The sequence below is a fragment of the Pseudomonas sp. EA_35y_Pfl2_R111 genome, assembly GCF_963970955.1.
Taxonomy (GTDB): domain Bacteria; phylum Pseudomonadota; class Gammaproteobacteria; order Pseudomonadales; family Pseudomonadaceae; genus Aquipseudomonas.
In genome coordinates this window covers 351,533-368,851 of the sequence record NZ_CAXAOM010000003.1, presented here as the reverse complement: position 1 = coordinate 368,851, position 17,319 = coordinate 351,533, and the positions used below count along the sequence as shown (strand labels likewise).

Sequence of the window (17,319 nt, the reverse complement as noted above, 5' to 3'; positions counted from 1 at the left end):
CTTGGAAGCACTGGCACGACTGCTTATGATTGCCACTCCCGCGCACATGAGGAGTTGCCATGCGCCGCCTGTTGACCGGCCTTAGCGTCAGTATTCTGCTGCTGCTCAATACGCTGATACTGATCGGCCCGCTGCTGCTGATCGCCCTCGGCAAGTTCGTCCTGCCCGGCAAAACGCTGAAAACCGCCAGCTCGCGCGGGGTGATGTGGGTGGCGGAAACCTGGGCGGAACTCAACAAGTTGATCTTCGCCACACTGCTGCCGGTGCACTGGGAGATTCGCGGCAACGCTGAGCTGCGCCCAAGCACCTCTTACCTGGTGATCAGCAATCACCAGTCGTGGGTCGATATTCCGGCGCTGGTGCAGGCATTCAACCGCAAGACACCCTATTTCAAGTTCTTCCTCAAACAGCAGCTGATCTGGGTGCCCTTCCTAGGTTTGGCGTTCTGGGCGCTGGATTACCCCTTTATGCGCCGCTATTCCAAGGCGTTTCTGGCCAAGAACCCGCAACTCAAGGGCCAGGACCTGGAAATCACCAAGCGCGCCTGCGAGAAGTTCAAGGACCTGCCGGTGACCGTGGTCAATTACCTCGAAGGCACCCGCTGTACTCCGGCGAAACAGGCGCAGCAAGGCTCGCCCTATCAGTATCTGCTCAAGCCCAAAGCCGGCGGCGTGGCCTTTGTCCTGGCGGCACTCGGCGAACAGCTGGACAGGGTGCTGGACGTGACCCTGGTCTACCCAGGCACGCGAATCCCTGGCTTCTGGGATTTGATCAGCGGCCAGGTGGACAAGGTGATTGTCGATATCCAGACCTGCGATCTGGACTCCGCACTGTGGCAGGGCGATTACGAGAACGACCCGGTATTCCGCCAGTTTGTGCAGAGCTGGGTGACAAGACTGTGGGAAGAGAAGGATGCGCGGATTGCCGAGATTCGTGGGGAGATTGAGACGTAGGGTGGGTGCGCGGAACTGCGTCGGATCGATGGTCGCGCCGGCCGGGCGTGCCGTAACCCACCAACCGTGGTAGGCCAGAACAGCGCAATGTTGGGTTAGGCAGCGCCCAACCTTTGATGTCGTATGCAGGTTTGCTGGATTGCGCCGCTAACCCAACCTAGGGATCAGCGGCGCTGCGATTGCATCAAGCCGCGCTAAACATCTTGTGCGGGTCGATCACAAACTTCTTCGGCACACCGGCATCGAACTCACCGTAACCGCGTGGCGCGTCGTCCAGGCTGATCACCTGCACGCCGACCACTTCGGCGATGTTGATGCGGTCCCACATGATCGCCTGCATCAGCGCACGGTTGTACTTCATCACCGGAGTCTGGCCGGTGTGGAAGCTGTGCGACTTGGCCCAGCCGAGGCCGAAGCGGATGCTCAGCGCGCCCTTCTTCGCCGCCGCATCGACCGCACCTGGATCATCGGTGACGTACAGGCCGGGGATACCGATCTTACCGGCGACCCGCACTACACCCATCAGCGAGTTGAGCACCGTGGCCGGGGCTTCGTGCTGCACGCCGGCGTGACCATGGCCGCGGGCTTCGAAGCCCACCGCATCCACCGCGCAATCGACTTCAGGCTCGCCCAGCAGCGCGGCGATCTGTTCATGCAACGGAATATCCAGGGACAGGTCGGCGATTTCAAAACCCTGGGCCTTGGCATGCACCAGACGCACCGGATTAACGTCACCGACGATGACTACCGCAGCGCCCAGCAAACGCGCCGAGGCAGCAGCGGCCAGACCGACTGGACCAGCGCCAGCGATATACACGGTGCTGCCCGGGCCTACACCGGCAGTCACCGCGCCGTGGTAGCCGGTCGGCAGGATGTCGGAGAGGCAGGTCAGGTCGCGGATTTTTTCCATCGCCCGGTCGCGGTCCGGCAGTTTCAGCAGGTTGAAGTCGGCGTACGGCACCATCGCGTATTCGGCCTGGCCGCCGGTCCAGTCGCCCATGTCGACGTAGCCGTAAGCGCCGCCAGGGCGGGCCGGGTTGACCGACAGGCAGACACCGGTGTGCATTTCTTTGCAGCTGCGGCAACGGCCACAGGCAACGTTGAACGGCACCGAAACCAGGTCGCCGATTTTCAGGTTCTCGACGTCGCTGCCCTTCTCGATCACCTCGCCGGTGATCTCGTGACCCAGCACCAGGCCGGTTTGCGCCGTGGTACGGCCGCGCACCATGTGCTGGTCGGAGCCACAGATATTGGTGGATACCACGCGCAGGATGACCCCGTGCTCAATCTTGCGACCGCGCGGGTCCTGCATTTTCGGATAGTCGATTTTCTGCACTTCGACCTTGCCAGCGCCGAGATAGACGACGCCACGATTACCAGACATACGTATTTCTCCTTTCTTGTTGTGAATACAAAGGCGCAGCCAACGGTCGCGCGGCCTTGTACTGGAGCTTGTGTTTGTTGCCGGGTGGCCGAGGGTTTGGCAGTCGGTGTTCCACCCGTGATCTGACGTCGTAGGAGCGGGCCATGCCCGCGACACTTCACGCCCGCAATGGTCGATCGCGGCCATGGGCCGCTCCTACAGCCTCTGAATCCTGGTTTATGCGTGCAGCACCACCGTGCGGCTGGCGTTAAGAAACACCCGCCGTTCGAGGTGGTAGCCGATGGCCTTGGCCAGGGTCTGACACTCGATATCACGGCCCTTGGCGATCAGGTCTTCGGGGTAATGGGCGTGATCCACAGACTCCACACCCTGGGCAATGATCGGCCCCTCATCGAGGTCGTTATTGATGTAGTGGGCCGTAGCGCCGACCAGCTTGACGCCTTTCTCGTAGGCCTGGTGATAGGGCTTGGCACCTTTAAAGCCGGGCAGCAGCGAGTGATGGATATTGATCGCCCAGCCATCCAGCTTGCGGCACAGCTCCGGCGACAGCACCTGCATATAGCGGGCGAGCACCACCAGTTCGGCACCGCTGTCCTCAATCACCTGCAGCACCTTGCGCTCCTGCGCCGGTTTGTCCGCCGGGTCTAGGGGGAAGTGGTAGTAGGGAATATCGTGCCAGCGGGCCAGCGGTTCCAGGTCTGGATGATTGGACACCACCGCCACTACATCCATGGACAGATGGCCGATGCGCTGGCGATAGAGCAGGTCGTTCAGGCAATGGTCGGCCTTGCTGACCATCAGCACCACCTTGGCCCGATAACCCGGCGGAGTCAGTTCGACCTGCATGCCGAAGGGCGCCAGACGCTCCTGCACGCCAGCGCGGAACACGGACTCGTCGAAGCCCTCCGGTTGGCGGAATTCGACGCGGATAAAGAAGCGCGAGGACAGTCGATCATCGAACGAATGGTGTTCGGTGACGTAGCAGCGCTGCTCGAACAGAAAGCGCGTCACCGCATCCACGGTGCCGAGCACGCTCGGGCAATGGGCAGTGAGTATCCAGGTATCGGGGGTGCGGCTCATGGGCGTGCTCCGATGTTGATTCCCTCTCCACCGGGAGAGGACCGGGCGTAGGGTGGATCGGGGCGCATAGCTGACGCTTCACCCATCCACCATGACGATCTCTCGGTGGACGAAAAGAGCGTCGTCCACCCTACGGTTCAGACTTTGATCGCCAAGCCATATTCGGCGCAGGCATCCTGCAGCCACAGCCAGATGTAGTCGGAGAAGCTGCGGCGTACCAGCAGCTCCCAGGTCTCGTCTCCAGTGCGGCGGATCACCAGTTGCGACTTGGCGAATGCAGTGCCGACGGCCTTGCCGACCGGGAAATTGCTCGGGTGCACGTCGTAGGGCGTGGACTTCATCAGCACTTCGCGGGCCTTGGCGCCGCTCAGTTCGAGAATGGTCTGACCACCGCTGACGTTGACCACCGAGATATGCTGACCATCCAGGGCTTCGCGCAGCTTGCGCTCGACCTCGAACTCGGTGCCGCTCGGCACGATCAGCAGCCACTCGTCAGGACCCATCCATTGCAACGTGGTATCGCCCTTGGCCACCAGGGTCAGGGCCACCGGCAGCTCCAGGCCGAGGGCCTTGTGCACGCCGCCGGCGAAATCGGCATCGTCGGCATCGCCGCGCAGGGTCAGGTGACCGAGCAGCTTCTTCTCGCGCAGGGTCACCCCGGAGCTGCTCTTGCCCTTACGGGCCATCTCGTCGAGGCCGGCGTGGAACAGCGGCGACTCGGCACGGCCACTGTCGGGGCGTTGCTGGTAGACATTGACGTTAGACATTCTGGCGATCCCCTTTCGGGTCATAGAACACGGGGCTGACGATTTCGGCTTCGATCACGCTGCCATCCACCAGCGGCGCGAACACCCGCTCGCCGATACGCGTGAGGCCGCCCTTGACCAGGGCCATGGCGAACGAATAGTTCATCGCCGCGCTCATGTAGCTGGAGGTGACATGACCGACCATGGTCATCGGAATCGACTGTTTCGGGTCGAAGACCAGTTGCGCGCCTTCCGGCAATACCTTGTTCGGGTCAACCGGCTTGAGGCCGACCAATTGCTTGCGGTTCTCGCGCACGCAGTCCTCGCGGTTCATACCGCGCCAGCCAATCCAGGAGAAAGGTTTGGTGCGACCGACGCACCAGCCCATGCCCAGGTCGTCCGGGGTGACCGAACCGTCGGTGTCCTGGCCAACGATGATGAAACCCTTCTCGGCCCGCAGCACGTGCATAGTCTCGGTGCCATACGGGGTCAGGCCGTGCTTCTTGCCCGCCTCGATGATCTGCTCCCACACGGCCAGGGCGTAGTCGGCCTGGATGTTGACTTCGTAACTCAGCTCGCCGGTAAAGGAGATGCGGAATACCCGCGCTGGTACGCCGCCGACCTTGCCTTCCTGCCAAGTCATAAACGGGAAGGCATCTTTATCGAGATCGATGTCGGTGACCTCGGCCAGCAGCTTGCGGCTGTTGGGCCCGGACAGGGTCATGGTCGCCCAGTGGTCGGTGACCGAGGTGAAGTACACCTTCAGCTCCGGCCACTCGGTCTGGTGGTAGATCTCCAGCCATTCCATCACCCGTGCGGCACCGCCGGTGGTGGTGGTCATCAGGAAGTGGTTGTCGGCCAGGCATGCGGTCACGCCGTCGTCGAAGACCATGCCGTCTTCCTTGCACATCAGGCCGTAGCGCGCCTTGCCCACGTCCAGCTTGGTCCAGGCATTGGTGTACACGCGGTTAAGGAACTCGCGCGCATCCGGGCCCTGGATGTCGATCTTGCCCAGGGTCGAGGCATCGAGGATGCCCACCGCGTTACGCACGGCCAGGCATTCGCGAGCCACGGCGGCGTGCAGGTCTTCGCCCTTCTTGGGGAAGTACCAGGGACGCTTCCACTGACCGACGTCCTCGAACTCGGCGCCGTTCTGCAGGTGCCACTTTTGCATCGCGGTGTAGCGCTTGGGCTCGAACAGTTCGCCGCAGTGGCGACCGGCGAGTGCGCCGAAGGTCACCGGGGTGTAGTTCGGGCGGAACATGGTGGTGCCCATCTGCGCGATGCTGATGTTCATCGAACGCGCGGCGATGGCCAGACCGTTGATATTGCCCAGTTTGCCCTGGTCGGTGCCGAAGCCCAGCGCGGTGTAACGCTTGACGTGCTCGACCGACTCGAAACCCTCACGGGTGGCCAGTTCGATACCGGCCGCGGTGACGTCGTTCTGCAGGTCGACGAACTGCTTCGGCGCGCGCGCCGTGGATTTGTCGTGGGGCACCTGGAACAGCGCGACTGCGGCTTCCTCGATGCGCTTCTCGACCTGCGGCAGGCTGCCGCTAACCGCCTTGAAGCCGGCTTCGGCAGCCGCCGACACACCCGCTTCGAAACCATCGGCCAGGGCATCACCGAGGCCGAACACGCCGTTCACTGCACCGGCGCACAGGCGCTTCTGGAAGCCTTCACCGGGGACGAAGGCGAGGATGTCTTCACGCCAGGTCGGCCGGCCGCCAAGGTGCGAAGCCAGGTGCACCACCGGGCTGTAGCCGCCGGAGCTGACGATCAGGTCGCAGTCGAGTACTTCGCCGGGGCTGCTGACGGTGTGGCTGTGCACATCGATGGCACAGATGCGGGCAGCGGTTACCCGCTTGTTGCCTGCGGCTTCCACCACGGCGCTGCCGGTGAGGATGCGCACGCCGCGTTTGCGCGTTTCTTCCACCCAGCTGCCGCGCGGGTTGCTACGCACATCGGCAACGGCCACCACTTGCAGGCCAGCGTCGAGCCAGTCGAGCACCACGCGGTAGGCGTAGTCGTTGTTGGTCGACAGCACCAGTTGCTTGCCCGGTGCCACGCCATAACGGCGCACGTAGGTGGACACCGCATCGGCGAGCATATTGCCCGGCACGTCATTGTTGGCGTACACCAGCGGCCGCTCGTGGGCGCCAGTGGCCAGCACTACACGTTTGGCGCGCACGCGGTGCATGCGTTGACGCACCATTCCCATGGGCGCGACTTCACCGAGGTGATCGGTCAGGCGCTGATGAATGGTGAGGAAGTTGTGGTCGTGGTAGCCGTTCACCGTGGCGCGCGGCAGCAGGGTCACTTCCGGCATAGCCTGCAGTTCGGCGATAGCCTTAGCAGCCCAATCGCTAGCCGGCTCACCGTCAAGCGTTTCACGGGTGCTGAGCAAGCTGCCACCGAACTCTTCCTGTTCGTCGGCGAGAATCACCCGTGCACCGCTGCGACCGGCGGCCAAGGCAGCAGCCAGGCCAGCCGGGCCGGCACCGACCACCAGCACATCGCAATGCTGATTGAGGTAGTCGTAGCTGTCCGGATCGTTTTCTTTGGGCGCGCGACCGAGACCTGCGGCCTTACGAATGTACTTTTCGTAGGTCAGCCAGAGGTTCTGCGGGTACATAAAGGTCTTGTAGTAGAAGCCGGGCGGCATCATGCCGCCGCCGACCTTGCCGAGAATGCCCATCAGGTCGGTGTTGACGTTCGGCCAGCCGTTCACGCTGTTGGCGGTCAGGCCGGCGTACAGCGCCTGCTGAGTAGCACGCACGTTGGGGATCTGCGCAGCTTCGGTGCTGCCGATCTGCAGCACGGCGTTCGGTTCCTCGGCACCAGCGGCGACGATGCCACGCGGCCGCGAGTACTTGAAGCTGCGGCCGACCACATCGACGCCATTGGCCAGCAATGCGGCGGCCAGGGTATCGCCGGCGAAGCCCTGAAAGGTCTGGCCGTTAAAGCTGAAGCTCAGCGGCTGGCTGCGGTCGATGCGGCCACCCTGGGAAAGACGATTGACCTGGCTCATGCCGTTACTCCTTGGTCGACAGCCTTCTTCGCGGCGAGCGAAGCCTCAGTCACGCTGGGCCGCTCACCGATCTTGTAGGTTTCGAGGATTTCGTAGCTCACCGTGTGACGGGTGACGTTGAAGTACTGACGGCAGCCCGCCGCGTGGATCCACAGCTCGTGGTGGATACCGCGCGGGTTGTCACGGAAGAACAGGTACTCGCCCCACTCCTCGTCGGTGCAGGCGTTCGGGTCCAGCGGGCGCGGAATGTGCGCCTGGCCGCCGGCGTGATATTCCTCTTCGGAGCGCAGTTCGCCGCAGTGAGGGCAGAAGATATGCAGCATGATCGGTACCTCCAGAAAACCTTCCTCCCTCCGCCGTCGGCGGAGGGGGCCAAAATCAGTGTGCGACCCCAGCCGCGCCGTGTTCGTCGATGAGCGCGCCGTTGTGGAAGCGCTCAATCGAGAACGCCTTGGCCAGCGGGTGCATCTCGCCCTTGGCCAGGCTGGCGGCAAACACATGGCCTGAACCCGGAGTGGCCTTGAAGCCACCGGTGCCCCAACCGCAGTTGAAGAACAGATTCGGCACCGGGGTCTTGGCGATGATCGGGCAGGCATCCGGCGTGGTGTCGACGATGCCGCCCCACTGACGGTTCATCCGCACCCGCGAGAGCACCGGAAACAGCTCGACGATGGCCTGCAGGGTGTGCTCGATGGTCGGGTAGGAACCGCGCTGGCCATAACCGTTGTAGCCGTCGATGCCGGCGCCGATGACCAGGTCGCCCTTGTCCGACTGGCTGATATAGCCATGTACCGCGTTGGACATGATCACGCTGTCGATAATCGGCTTGATCGGCTCGGACACCAGGGCCTGCAACGGATGCGACTCGAGCGGCAGACGGAAGCCGGCGAGCTTGGCCATATGCCCGGAGTTACCGGCAGTGACCACGCCGACGCGCTTGCCGCCGATAAAACCTTTATTGGTTTCCACACCGATGCACACGCCGTTTTCCTTGCGGAAGCCGATCACCTCGGTTTGCTGCAGCAGGTCGACCCCCAGGGCGTCGGCGGCGCGGGCATAGCCCCAGGCCACGGCATCGTGACGGGCGACGCCACCGCGACGCTGCAGGGAAGCACCCATCACCGGATAACGGGTGTTCTTTGAGCAGTCCATATACGGCACCAGCTCCTCGACCTGCTTGGCATTCAGCACTTCACCGTCGATGCCATTGAGGCGGTTGGCGCTGACGCGGCGCTCAATATCACGCATGTCCTGCAGGGTATGGCCGAGGTTGAAGACACCGCGCTGGGAGAACATGACGTTGTAGTTGAGGTCCTGGGACAGGCCCTCCCACAATTTCATCGCGTGCTCATAGAGGTGAGCCGACTCGTCCCACAGGTAGTTGGAACGCACGATGGTGGTGTTGCGCGCGGTGTTACCGCCGCCCAGCCAGCCCTTCTCGATCACCGCGACGTTCTTCACACCGAATTCTTTCGCCAGGTAATAGGCGGTCGCCAGGCCATGACCGCCGCCGCCGACGATGATCACGTCGTATACCGGCTTGGGCGTGGGGTTGCGCCACATGCGCTGCCAGTTTTCATGGTGGCTGAAGGAGTGCTTGAACAGGCCGAAGCCGGAATAACGCTGCATGAGATGCTCCTGAAACGGAAAGCTGGAACCTTGTCTGTAGGAGCGGGCCATGCCCGCGATCTCTACACTTCGCGGGCATGGGACTCGGCGTCCCCCCGCTCCTTGCTTTCAGCGGTAAACCGGGTAGTCGGCGCACAGCCCGGAGGCCAAGGTGGCGACCTGGGCTTCCACATCGGCATCGCCAAGGTGGTCGAGCACGTCGCAGATCCAACCGGCCAGCTCGATGCTTTGAGCTTCCTTGAGGCCACGGGTGGTGATTGCCGGGGTGCCGATACGCAGGCCCGAAGTCACGAATGGCGACTGCGGGTCGTTGGGCACAGCGTTCTTGTTGACGGTGATGCCGACACGGCCCAGAGCGGCATCGGCGTCTTTGCCGGTGAGGCCCTGACGGATCAGGCTGACCAGGAACAGGTGGTTATCGGTGCCGCCGGAAACCACATCGAAACCGCGGTCGATAAACACCTTGGCCATGGCCTGGGCGTTGTTGATCACCTGCTGTTGATAGGTCTTGAAGCCCGGCTCCATGGCCTCTTTGAAGCACACCGCCTTGGCGGCGATCACGTGCATCAACGGGCCGCCCTGGGCGCCGGGGAATACCGCGGCGTTGAGCTTCTTCTCGATATCCGGATTGCTCTTGGCCAAGATCAGACCACCGCGCGGACCGCGAAGAGTCTTGTGGGTGGTGGTGGTGACCACGTCGGCAAACGGAATCGGATTCGGGTACAGGCCAGCGGCTACCAGGCCGGCGACGTGGGCCATATCGACGAACAGCAGCGCCCCGACCTTGTCGGCGATGGCGCGGAAGCGCGGGAAATCCAGGGTCTTGGAGTAGGCAGAGAAACCGGCAACGATCATCTTCGGCTGGCACTCGACAGCCAGGCGCTCGACTTCGTCGTAATCGATCAGGCCGGTGGTGGTGTCGATGCCGTACTGCACGGCGTTGTATAGCTTGCCCGAGGACGACACTTTGGCGCCGTGAGTCAGGTGGCCACCGTGGGCCAGGCTCATGCCGAGAATGGTGTCGCCAGCATTGATCAGCGCCAGATACACCGCGCTATTGGCCGAGGAACCGGAGTGCGGCTGCACGTTGGCGTAGTCGGCCCCGAACAGCGCCTTGGCACGGTCAATCGCCAGCTGTTCGACCACATCGACATGCTCGCAGCCGCCGTAGTAACGCTTGCCCGGATAGCCTTCGGCGTACTTGTTGGTCAGGCCGCTGCCCTGGGCTTCCATCACCCGCTGGCTGGTGTAGTTCTCCGAGGCGATCAGCTCGATGTGGTGTTCCTGGCGGCTTTCCTCGGCGTTGATCGCGCTGAGCAATTCGTCGTCGTAGCCTTGAATCTGGTCGTGCTTGCTGAACATCGCTGATCTCCTGCGGCACCGTTGTGTGGCGCATCTGTGTCGGAAGCGGGCTAGGCCCTTGTGAACCGATGGTATGACTGGCCCTGATCGGTCAGATGCCTAGGCACGCCACGGGAGATTGCGTTTGCGACATGCGAACCGCCGACGTGTCGCTATCGGGCATGCGCAAGATGCAGGCAAAAACGCGGCGGCAGGCGAAACGCACTCAGGTGAACAGCGCGCGTACACCCACCAGCAGGAGAAAGTGAGCGGGATAGAATAGGTAGGCCCAGCGCCGTAATGGCGGCACCTTGCCCAGCGACGGTTGCCGTAGTAGCCCCAACCCCAGTAGCGGCGCCACGCTGCAGATCAGGATAAAACTCACGGCAAAGGGGTCACCGCGGGTTGCATCGATGTAGAACGGCGGCCAGTAATTGGCCGCCAGGCACAACAGCACCGGCCAGACCCAGTTTGGCCCCGCTCGCTGCAAGGCATACACAAAGGCCGCTGGCAGCAGCGCACCAGCAAAGCCGAACATCAGCCAGGAATGCGCGAGCAGTGCTACCAGCAACGCCGCGGCAGCCAGCCAGCGCCGCTGCATAGTGGGCTGCGCCACGCCGCCGGCAATCAGCAAGCCCAGCAGCAGGGTCGGCAGAACGTTCAGCGATTGCGGGGTAACGACCAGCAGCCGATAGGGCCATTCGGAGAGCAGCGCGAATAACGCCAGTAGCCCCAGGTAGCGCAGTGGGAAGGGTTTGCTGTCGCCCGCCGAGGGGCGCATCAGATTGGCGGCAATCGCCAGGCAGAAAAAGGGAAAGGCCAAGCGGCCGGGAATGTACACCCAATATAAAGACGGCCAGACATGCCGCAGATGGTCGATCAGCATGCTGGCAAAAGCCAGCCACTTGATCAGGTCCAGTGCGGCGTCACGGGTCTGTCCGGCGGAGGGTGTCAGCATTGCAGCACTCACAGAGTCGGCACATTGTCTGGCAGCGCGCCGGGCACAATGCGTTCCGCGATCAGATCAGCGCTACAAGTGGTTTTCGCAGCTAGCCGAGGCCTTGATCAAGCGTTGCTGCATGGCCGAATCGGGTGGAGACTGACGGGCCATGGCCTGCATATCCGCCTCACTAAACTCATTACTGACCTTCTCAGCGGCACATTCGCAATATGCCGTCAGGTTGTTCGTTGCGTGCCCATCAGGCGCGCCCGCTACACACTCTTTGACAAACTCGGCCTTGGCGTCAGCCGGCCAAGGTTCAGCAGCAATGGACGGCAACGCGAACGCCAGAGGAACAAACAACGCGATGAGATGACGGTAGTTCATAGTCGACTCCTGTGCGGATCAGTAACAGAGCGGCACCTAGCTGGGCACTTCGAAGTGAGGCTCGAAACCATCAGCCGAGGCACCAAGGTCTTAGCTGTGAGGGCTGTCAGCAGCATCAGTTCCTTTTTTCGCTGCCCCTCTGGGCCAACCGACCGTGGGCAAACAGCGCCTGGGTTAAACAAGATGTCGCGGCGATGACGCCACCGCGGCCTGGGCCGGGGGTACAGTAGCGGCATTCGCCGATGACTCAGCGGCGTCGATCAAGAAAGGAATCCGCAATGCCCGACCAGAGCCAGCAATTTGCCAGCGACAACTATTCCGGTATCTGCCCCGAAGCCTGGGCTGCCATGGCCGAAGCCAATCAAGGCCACCAGCGCGCCTACGGTGATGACCAATGGACCGCTCGCGCCGCCGACCACTTCCGCCAGCTGTTTGAAACCGACTGCGAGGTGTTTTTCGCCTTCAACGGCACCGCGGCCAATTCCCTGGCACTGGCGGCGCTGTGCCAGAGCTACCACAGTGTGATCTGTTCGGAGACCGCCCACGTCGAGACCGACGAATGCGGCGCCCCGGAGTTCTTCTCCAACGGTTCCAAACTGCTGTTGGCCAAGACCGAAAACGGCAAGCTGACCCCCGAGGCGATCCGCGAGATCGCCCTCAAGCGCCAGGATATCCACTATCCCAAGCCACGGGTGGTGACCCTGACCCAGGCCACGGAAGTCGGCACGGTTTACAGCCCCGATGAAGTGCGAGCGATCAGCGCGGTGTGCCGCGAACTCGGCCTGCACCTGCATATGGACGGTGCACGCTTCTCCAACGCCTGCGCTTTTCTCGGCTGCAGCCCGGCCGACCTGACCTGGAAGGCTGGCGTGGATGTGTTGTGCTTTGGCGGCACCAAGAACGGCATGGCCGTGGGTGAGGCGATCCTGTTCTTCAACAAGGACCTGGCCGAAGACTTCGACTACCGCTGCAAGCAGGCCGGCCAGCTGGCCTCGAAGATGCGTTATCTGTCGGCGCCCTGGGTCGGCATTCTGCAGGACGGCGCCTGGCTGCGTTACGCCCAGCACGCCAACCGTTGCGCACAACTGCTGGCCGAGCTGGTCAACGATATTCCAGGGGTTAGCCTGATGTTCCCGGTTGAGGCCAACGGCGTATTTCTGCAGATGTCTGAGCCAGCGCTGGAAGTGCTGCGCGGCCAAGGCTGGCGCTTCTACACCTTTATCGGAGCCGGCGGCGCACGCTTTATGTGCTCCTGGGACACTGATGAAGCGCGGGTGCGCCAGCTGGCAGCGGATATTCGCCAGGCGATGACGGCAACGAACTAGAACCTGCTCAAGGGCTCGCGAGCTAGAGCCATGCAAGGCAAAAGCAGATGAGGAAGCGGAGTGTACTTTTGTACATGAGCATTGCGAGCCTGCTTTTAACGCAGCAGGGCCGACGCGCAGCGGACCTTGAGGAGGTTCTAGCGCGGCACAAGCGCCGGTAGCAAGGTGCGCGAGATAGCCTCGCGCACGTTCGGCAGCAATGTTGCACTCCCTCCGAGCAACTCTTCCACCAACCGTCGCAGCGCCACCGCCCGCTCTGGGCTGAGGCCGCTAACGGCATGCTCGCAGGCCTGCTCCGCCGTCACTCCTGACGGGATCGACAGGCCCAGCGCCACCAGGCGTTCGCGTAGATCTTCATGATCGATCAGGTCGGCGTGCATCATGGTCAATTCCTCCGGTGGTGAAACGTTAGTGCCGGCTCTTAGCGCAACACGCCTTCGTCCAATAACAACTTGAAGATAGCCTCGGCGCCAACCTCTGGCGATACATCCTTGATTACCTGTCCGCCGCCACCGGACGCTTTGGCCGTGGCGGCCTTCATCCGCTCCGCGCCGGTCTTCGCCTTGATCACCTTGAGGCGTTTGGGCCGGGGTTTGGCCGGCTGCAGCTGGGCACTGGCAAACAGCGGATCGGCCACCAGCTCCACTTCCTCGGCCGTCAACAGGCCCCGGCGGGCCGGGCCGAAGGCGCTCTGCCTCGCGACGGGCGCGGCGTTATCGACACTGGCAACAAACGGCAGGCGCACCTGCAAGCGCCGGCGCTGACCGCGCGGCAGCGCTTGTAGCACCTGGGCCATACCGTTGCTGACCTGCTCCACCGCCGCCAGCCCGACCACCAGCGGCCAGCCAAGCTGCTCCGCCAGCAGGTAGGGCAGCATGCCCGAGCCTTCACCGGTCTCCGCCTGGCTGCCGGTCAGCACCAGCTGCGCGCTGGAGTCGGCCAGGTATTCGGCCAGCACCGGCAACGCATCGCTGTGCGCCGGCTGCTCAAGAATCTTGATCTGTTCAAGGCCCATACCCAGATAAGCGCGCAGCGCTTCTTGTTGCGGGTCGCCGGCATGCAGCACCTGCAACCGCTCACCGGCCAAACGCAAACCCAGCTCGACCGCTCGGGCATCCTGCTCGGCACGACGCGGCCGGCCGGAGGTCGGGTGGGCGCCTACGGAAACCAGCGTAACTACCTGCAAATCAGTCATGGCGCAGCTCCGTAGGGTGGAAGACGCTGTGTTCTTCCACCATGTCGGTGTGGGCAATGGGGGATGGGTGAAGCGTCATCCACCCTACCGTTTGGTTACGCGGCATCGCGTTCTGCTTCCTTGCGGTGGGCGGCGACGCGTTTGATCAGCGCCTGCAGAATCGCGGCAGACTCGCCGATCACCGAAAGATCGGCTCGTTTGATCATGTCGCAGGTCGGGTCGAGGTTGATCGCCACCACCTTGTCGCAGGCGCCGATGCCTTGCAGATGCTGGATCGCACCACTGATGCCCACTGCCACATACACCCGCGCAGTAACCCAGATGCCGGACGCGCCAACCTGGCGCTCGCGGCCCATAAAGCCGTCGTCCACTGCCACACGTGAGGCACCTTCGGTTGCGCCCAGCGCAGCGGCGGCCTGGTGGAACAGCGTCCAGTCCTTTACGCCGTTGCCGCCAGACAGAATAAATTCGGCCTCGGCCATGGGGATCTGCGCCGGGTCGACTGCCACTGCACCGAGGTCCTGAATCCTTGGTAAATGGCGGACCAGCGCACCACTGAGCGCCAGCGGCCGCACTTCATGACGGGTTTCACTGACCGGCTCAGCACACTCCACCGCGGCCAGGATCAACCGTGGTGCTTGTTGCACCAGGTCTTCGCGCCCAGCGCCCGCGCGCCCGCTGGCAATGCCGTCGGCCACTTGCCAGACCCGCGTGGCCGGGCGCTCGCCGAGCTTGGCGGCCAGGCGGCGACCCAGTTCGCCACCGCCGCTGCGGCTATCGGGCAGCAACCAGTGGCGTGGCGAGAGCTGCCGCTCCAGCGCACCCAACGCCAGTACCCGAGCTTCCGGGGAGTAGCCGTCGAAATCGTCGCCAGCGAACTGCAGCAGGCGGTCAACGCCGTTGCTGTCGAACGCGCTTTCCTTGTGCTCACCAAAGATCACTGCGAGCACCGCGCCGTCGCTGCCGGCCAGCTTGTGCGCCAGGCCGAGCAAGTCCTTGTCGTGGGCACTGAGGCGGCCGCCGACCATATCTGGCACGACGGCGATATAGAACGCCGGCTGCTCGATAACCCTCAGCGGCAACTGCACCACGGCACTCGTTGTTGAGCGCTTGGCCGCGCCACCCTGCTGAGCGCCGGAGCGGTCGATACGTTTGAGCCCGTTGGGGCCGATAAAGCCCACAGCATGCGGATTTTTGCGCAGCACTCCGGCGGCGCTGAGCCAACTGGCCACGGCCGGTTGCGCGGCGGCATGTAGGGGATGCAGGCGGTTACGGGCGATCCATTCGGCCCTTGGATCACGACGAATAATGTCGCTCATGGGCTTACCTCGGCTAGTTCACGCGGGGCTGGCGCAGGCGTCTTGGCTTCGCCCCCGCCCTCGATCAATACATCAGCCACCAGCTCGGCAATGTCCTTGACCTCAGGCCGCTGACCAACCACACCTTCGAGCATGGCGGTGCATTGCGGACAACCGACGGCCACCAGCTCGGCGCCGGTCTCCTTGATGTCGACCATGCGCATATCGGGAATCCGCTGCTTGCCGGGGATGTCGGTGATCGGCGCACCGCCACCACCGCCGCAGCAGCGCGAGCGGAAGCCGGAACGTTGCATTTCTTTCACTTCGATACCGATGGCGTTCAGCACGTTACGTGGCGCTTCGTACTCGCCGTTGTAGCGGCCCAGGTAGCAAGGGTCGTGGTAGGTGACCGAGCCGCCCTTGTGCTGGCCTAAGTTCAACTTCTGCGCGCCGATCAGTTCATCCATATAGGTGCTGTGGTGCAGCACCTGATAGCGGCCGCCGAGTTCGCCGTATTCGTTCTTCAGTACGTGGAAGCTGTGCGGATCGCAGGAGACGATCTTGTTGAAGCGGTATTTGGCCAGGGTGGCGATATTGCGTTTGGCCAAATGCTGGAAGGTCGCCTCGTCACCCAGACGGCGAGCAACGTCGCCGCTGTCGCGCTCTTCCAGACCGAGCACGGCGAAGTCGACATTGGCGGCTTTCAGCACTTTGACAAAGGCGCGCAGGGTGCGCTGGTTGCGCATATCGAAGGCGCCATCGCCGACCCAGAACAGCACGTCGACGCTTTGCTTGTCGCTCAGCAATGGCAGGTTGAGATCCGCCGCCCAGTTCAGCCGCCCGCCGGGGGCGAAGCCGCCGGGGTTGTCGGTGGCGATCAGGTTGTCCAGCACCTCTGCGCCCTTGTTCGGCGTGGCGCCTTTTTCCAGGGTCAGATGGCGGCGCATATCGACGATGGCATCGACGTGCTCGATCATCATCGGGCATTCCTCGACGCAGGCGCGGCAGGTGGTGCAGGACCACAGCGTTTCGGCATCGACCAGGGCCTTACCGCCCAGGTTAACGATCGGCAGATGCGGACCGCCACCGTGCTCGCCGACGGGCTTACCTGGATAAGGTGAACCAGCAAACTTGGCATCGGTGCCGCCGGCCAGGCCGACGACCATGTCCTGGATCAGCTTTTTCGGATTCAGCGGCTGGCCGGCGGCGAAGGCCGGGCAGGCCGCCTCGCACTTACCGCACTGCACGCAGGCGTCGAAGCCGAGCAACTGGTTCCAGGTGAAGTCCGCAGGTTTTTCCACGCCCAAGGGCGCTTGCGGGTTATTCAGGTCGAGGGCTTTCAGGCCCGTCGAGCGGCCGCCACAGAAGCGCTCGCTACGGCGGTGCCAGGCCAGGTGCAGAGCGCCGGCAAAGGCGTGCTTCATCGGCCCGCCCCAGGTCATGCCAAAGAACAGCTCGGACACGCCCCAGGCCACACCGACGGTCAGCAGCAGGGCGAGAATCCAGCCACCGAAGCCTTCCGGCAGGATCCCGGCGACCGGCAACGTGGCGATAAAGAAGCTCGCGGCGAACATCAGCAGACTTTTCGGCAGGCGCATCCACGGGCCTTTCGACAGGCGTGACGGCGGGTCGAGGCGGCGTTTGGCGACGAACAGTGCGCCAACGAACATCAGTGCGGTGGCACCCAGCAGGGCGAAGCCGAGAATGCGGTTCTGCAGGCCGAAGCCGTGCACCAGAACTGCCAGCACCGCGGCCAGAACAAATCCGCCGGCGGTAGCGACGTGGGTATTGGCGATGTATTTATCGCGCGCCACCACATGGTGCAGGTCGACCATATAGCGCCGCGGCATGGCCAGCAGGCCACCCAGCCAGTCGACCTGGGCCGCGCGGCCACGGCGCCACATCAGAAAGCGTTTCACAGCACCCATCACCGCCAACGCCAGCGCGGCGAACAACAGAATGGGCAGGATGGTGTTCAGCATGGCCGCACCCTTCAGATGATTCGTAGGG

Annotated in this window: 15 protein-coding genes; 2 read left to right on the top strand and 13 right to left on the bottom strand. The window is 63.2% G+C overall.

Annotated elements, in window-relative coordinates; all coding sequences use genetic code 11:
* Positions 1–59 precede the first annotated feature (59 nt).
* Positions 60–953 carry an acyltransferase gene (locus AACY25_RS14700; RefSeq protein ID WP_339525495.1) on the top strand — a complete coding sequence of 298 codons (894 nt, stop codon included), beginning with the start codon at positions 60–62 and terminating at the stop codon, positions 951–953.
* A 184-nt stretch (positions 954–1,137) separates the two neighbouring features.
* On the opposite strand, the gene fdhA is transcribed toward AACY25_RS14700, so the two are convergent.
* The 9 genes from fdhA to AACY25_RS14655 form a co-directional block, all read right to left on the bottom strand.
* Positions 1,138–2,337 carry a formaldehyde dehydrogenase, glutathione-independent gene (gene fdhA, locus AACY25_RS14695; protein WP_339525493.1) on the bottom strand — a complete coding sequence of 400 codons (1,200 nt, stop codon included), beginning with the start codon at positions 2,335–2,337 and terminating at the stop codon, positions 1,138–1,140.
* 216 nt (positions 2,338–2,553) lie between these two features.
* Complete coding sequence (purU, locus tag AACY25_RS14690) at positions 2,554–3,417, bottom strand: formyltetrahydrofolate deformylase (protein WP_339525491.1); 864 nt, start codon at positions 3,415–3,417, stop codon at positions 2,554–2,556.
* A gap of 137 nt (positions 3,418–3,554) precedes the next feature.
* Entirely contained in the window at positions 3,555–4,184 is a 630-nt protein-coding gene (locus AACY25_RS14685; RefSeq protein WP_339525490.1) for a sarcosine oxidase subunit gamma, read from the bottom strand.
* Positions 4,177–7,194, bottom strand: coding sequence for a sarcosine oxidase subunit alpha (locus AACY25_RS14680; protein ID WP_339525489.1), 3,018 nt, complete (start codon positions 7,192–7,194; stop codon positions 4,177–4,179). The genes AACY25_RS14685 and AACY25_RS14680 overlap by 8 nt, the downstream gene beginning before the upstream one ends.
* Positions 7,191–7,517: a sarcosine oxidase subunit delta gene (locus AACY25_RS14675; RefSeq protein ID WP_339525487.1), complete on the bottom strand. Its 327-nt coding sequence runs from the start codon at positions 7,515–7,517 to the stop codon at positions 7,191–7,193. Before AACY25_RS14675 ends, AACY25_RS14680 begins: the two co-directional genes overlap by 4 nt.
* A 55-nt stretch (positions 7,518–7,572) precedes the next feature.
* A complete protein-coding gene (locus tag AACY25_RS14670) occupies positions 7,573–8,823 on the bottom strand; it encodes a sarcosine oxidase subunit beta family protein (RefSeq protein WP_339525486.1) in 1,251 nt (416 codons plus the stop codon).
* A gap of 108 nt (positions 8,824–8,931) precedes the next feature.
* Positions 8,932–10,185, bottom strand: a complete 1,254-nt coding sequence (gene glyA, locus AACY25_RS14665; RefSeq protein WP_339525484.1) for a serine hydroxymethyltransferase — start codon at positions 10,183–10,185, stop codon at positions 8,932–8,934.
* A gap of 205 nt (positions 10,186–10,390) precedes the next feature.
* On the bottom strand, positions 10,391–11,122 hold the full coding sequence (locus AACY25_RS14660; RefSeq protein WP_339525482.1) for a TraX family protein: 732 nt from the start codon (positions 11,120–11,122) through the stop codon (positions 10,391–10,393).
* A gap of 72 nt (positions 11,123–11,194) precedes the next feature.
* A complete protein-coding gene (locus tag AACY25_RS14655) occupies positions 11,195–11,491 on the bottom strand; it encodes a hypothetical protein (protein WP_339525480.1) in 297 nt (98 codons plus the stop codon).
* A 278-nt stretch (positions 11,492–11,769) separates the two neighbouring features.
* Between AACY25_RS14655 and AACY25_RS14650 the strand changes: the two genes are divergently transcribed.
* The gene (locus AACY25_RS14650) at positions 11,770–12,816 is read left to right on the top strand and encodes a threonine aldolase family protein (RefSeq protein ID WP_339525479.1); all 1,047 of its coding nucleotides are present in this window, start codon (positions 11,770–11,772) and stop codon (positions 12,814–12,816) included.
* A gap of 137 nt (positions 12,817–12,953) precedes the next feature.
* Here AACY25_RS14650 and AACY25_RS14645 read toward each other — a convergent pair whose 3' ends face one another.
* From AACY25_RS14645 to dgcB, 4 genes are all read right to left on the bottom strand, one after another.
* A complete protein-coding gene (locus AACY25_RS14645; RefSeq protein ID WP_304871234.1) occupies positions 12,954–13,199 on the bottom strand; it encodes a hypothetical protein in 246 nt (81 codons plus the stop codon).
* 38 nt (positions 13,200–13,237) lie between these two features.
* On the bottom strand, positions 13,238–14,011 hold the full coding sequence (etfB, locus tag AACY25_RS14640; RefSeq protein ID WP_339525475.1) for an electron transfer flavoprotein subunit beta: 774 nt from the start codon (positions 14,009–14,011) through the stop codon (positions 13,238–13,240).
* Positions 14,012–14,106: 95 nt separating this feature from the next.
* Positions 14,107–15,330, bottom strand: coding sequence for an electron transfer flavoprotein subunit alpha (gene etfA / locus AACY25_RS14635; protein WP_339525474.1), 1,224 nt, complete (start codon positions 15,328–15,330; stop codon positions 14,107–14,109).
* Positions 15,327–17,291, bottom strand: coding sequence for a dimethylglycine demethylation protein DgcB (gene dgcB, locus AACY25_RS14630; protein ID WP_339525473.1), 1,965 nt, complete (start codon positions 17,289–17,291; stop codon positions 15,327–15,329). Before dgcB ends, etfA begins: the two co-directional genes overlap by 4 nt.
* Between the last annotated feature and the right edge of the window lie 28 nt (positions 17,292–17,319).

What these genes read in the sequence shown, in the direction of transcription:
- AACY25_RS14650 (WP_339525479.1), top strand. Translation starts at nt 11,770, where the DNA reads ATGCCCGACCAGAGCCAGCAATTTGCCAGCGACAACTATTCCGGTATC.
- AACY25_RS14675 (WP_339525487.1), bottom strand. Translation starts at nt 7,517, where the DNA reads ATGCTGCATATCTTCTGCCCTCACTGCGGCGAACTGCGCTCCGAAGAG.
- AACY25_RS14670 (WP_339525486.1), bottom strand. Translation starts at nt 8,823, where the DNA reads ATGCAGCGTTATTCCGGCTTCGGCCTGTTCAAGCACTCCTTCAGCCAC.
- fdhA (WP_339525493.1), bottom strand. Translation starts at nt 2,337, where the DNA reads ATGTCTGGTAATCGTGGCGTCGTCTATCTCGGCGCTGGCAAGGTCGAA.
- AACY25_RS14660 (WP_339525482.1), bottom strand. Translation starts at nt 11,122, where the DNA reads ATGCTGACACCCTCCGCCGGACAGACCCGTGACGCCGCACTGGACCTG.
- dgcB (WP_339525473.1), bottom strand. Translation starts at nt 17,291, where the DNA reads ATGCTGAACACCATCCTGCCCATTCTGTTGTTCGCCGCGCTGGCGTTG.
- AACY25_RS14645 (WP_304871234.1), bottom strand. Translation starts at nt 13,199, where the DNA reads ATGATGCACGCCGACCTGATCGATCATGAAGATCTACGCGAACGCCTG.
- AACY25_RS14655 (WP_339525480.1), bottom strand. Translation starts at nt 11,491, where the DNA reads ATGAACTACCGTCATCTCATCGCGTTGTTTGTTCCTCTGGCGTTCGCG.
- etfB (WP_339525475.1), bottom strand. Translation starts at nt 14,011, where the DNA reads ATGACTGATTTGCAGGTAGTTACGCTGGTTTCCGTAGGCGCCCACCCG.
- AACY25_RS14680 (WP_339525489.1), bottom strand. Translation starts at nt 7,194, where the DNA reads ATGAGCCAGGTCAATCGTCTTTCCCAGGGTGGCCGCATCGACCGCAGC.
- etfA (WP_339525474.1), bottom strand. Translation starts at nt 15,330, where the DNA reads ATGAGCGACATTATTCGTCGTGATCCAAGGGCCGAATGGATCGCCCGT.
- glyA (WP_339525484.1), bottom strand. Translation starts at nt 10,185, where the DNA reads ATGTTCAGCAAGCACGACCAGATTCAAGGCTACGACGACGAATTGCTC.
- AACY25_RS14685 (WP_339525490.1), bottom strand. Translation starts at nt 4,184, where the DNA reads ATGTCTAACGTCAATGTCTACCAGCAACGCCCCGACAGTGGCCGTGCC.
- AACY25_RS14700 (WP_339525495.1), top strand. Translation starts at nt 60, where the DNA reads ATGCGCCGCCTGTTGACCGGCCTTAGCGTCAGTATTCTGCTGCTGCTC.
- purU (WP_339525491.1), bottom strand. Translation starts at nt 3,417, where the DNA reads ATGAGCCGCACCCCCGATACCTGGATACTCACTGCCCATTGCCCGAGC.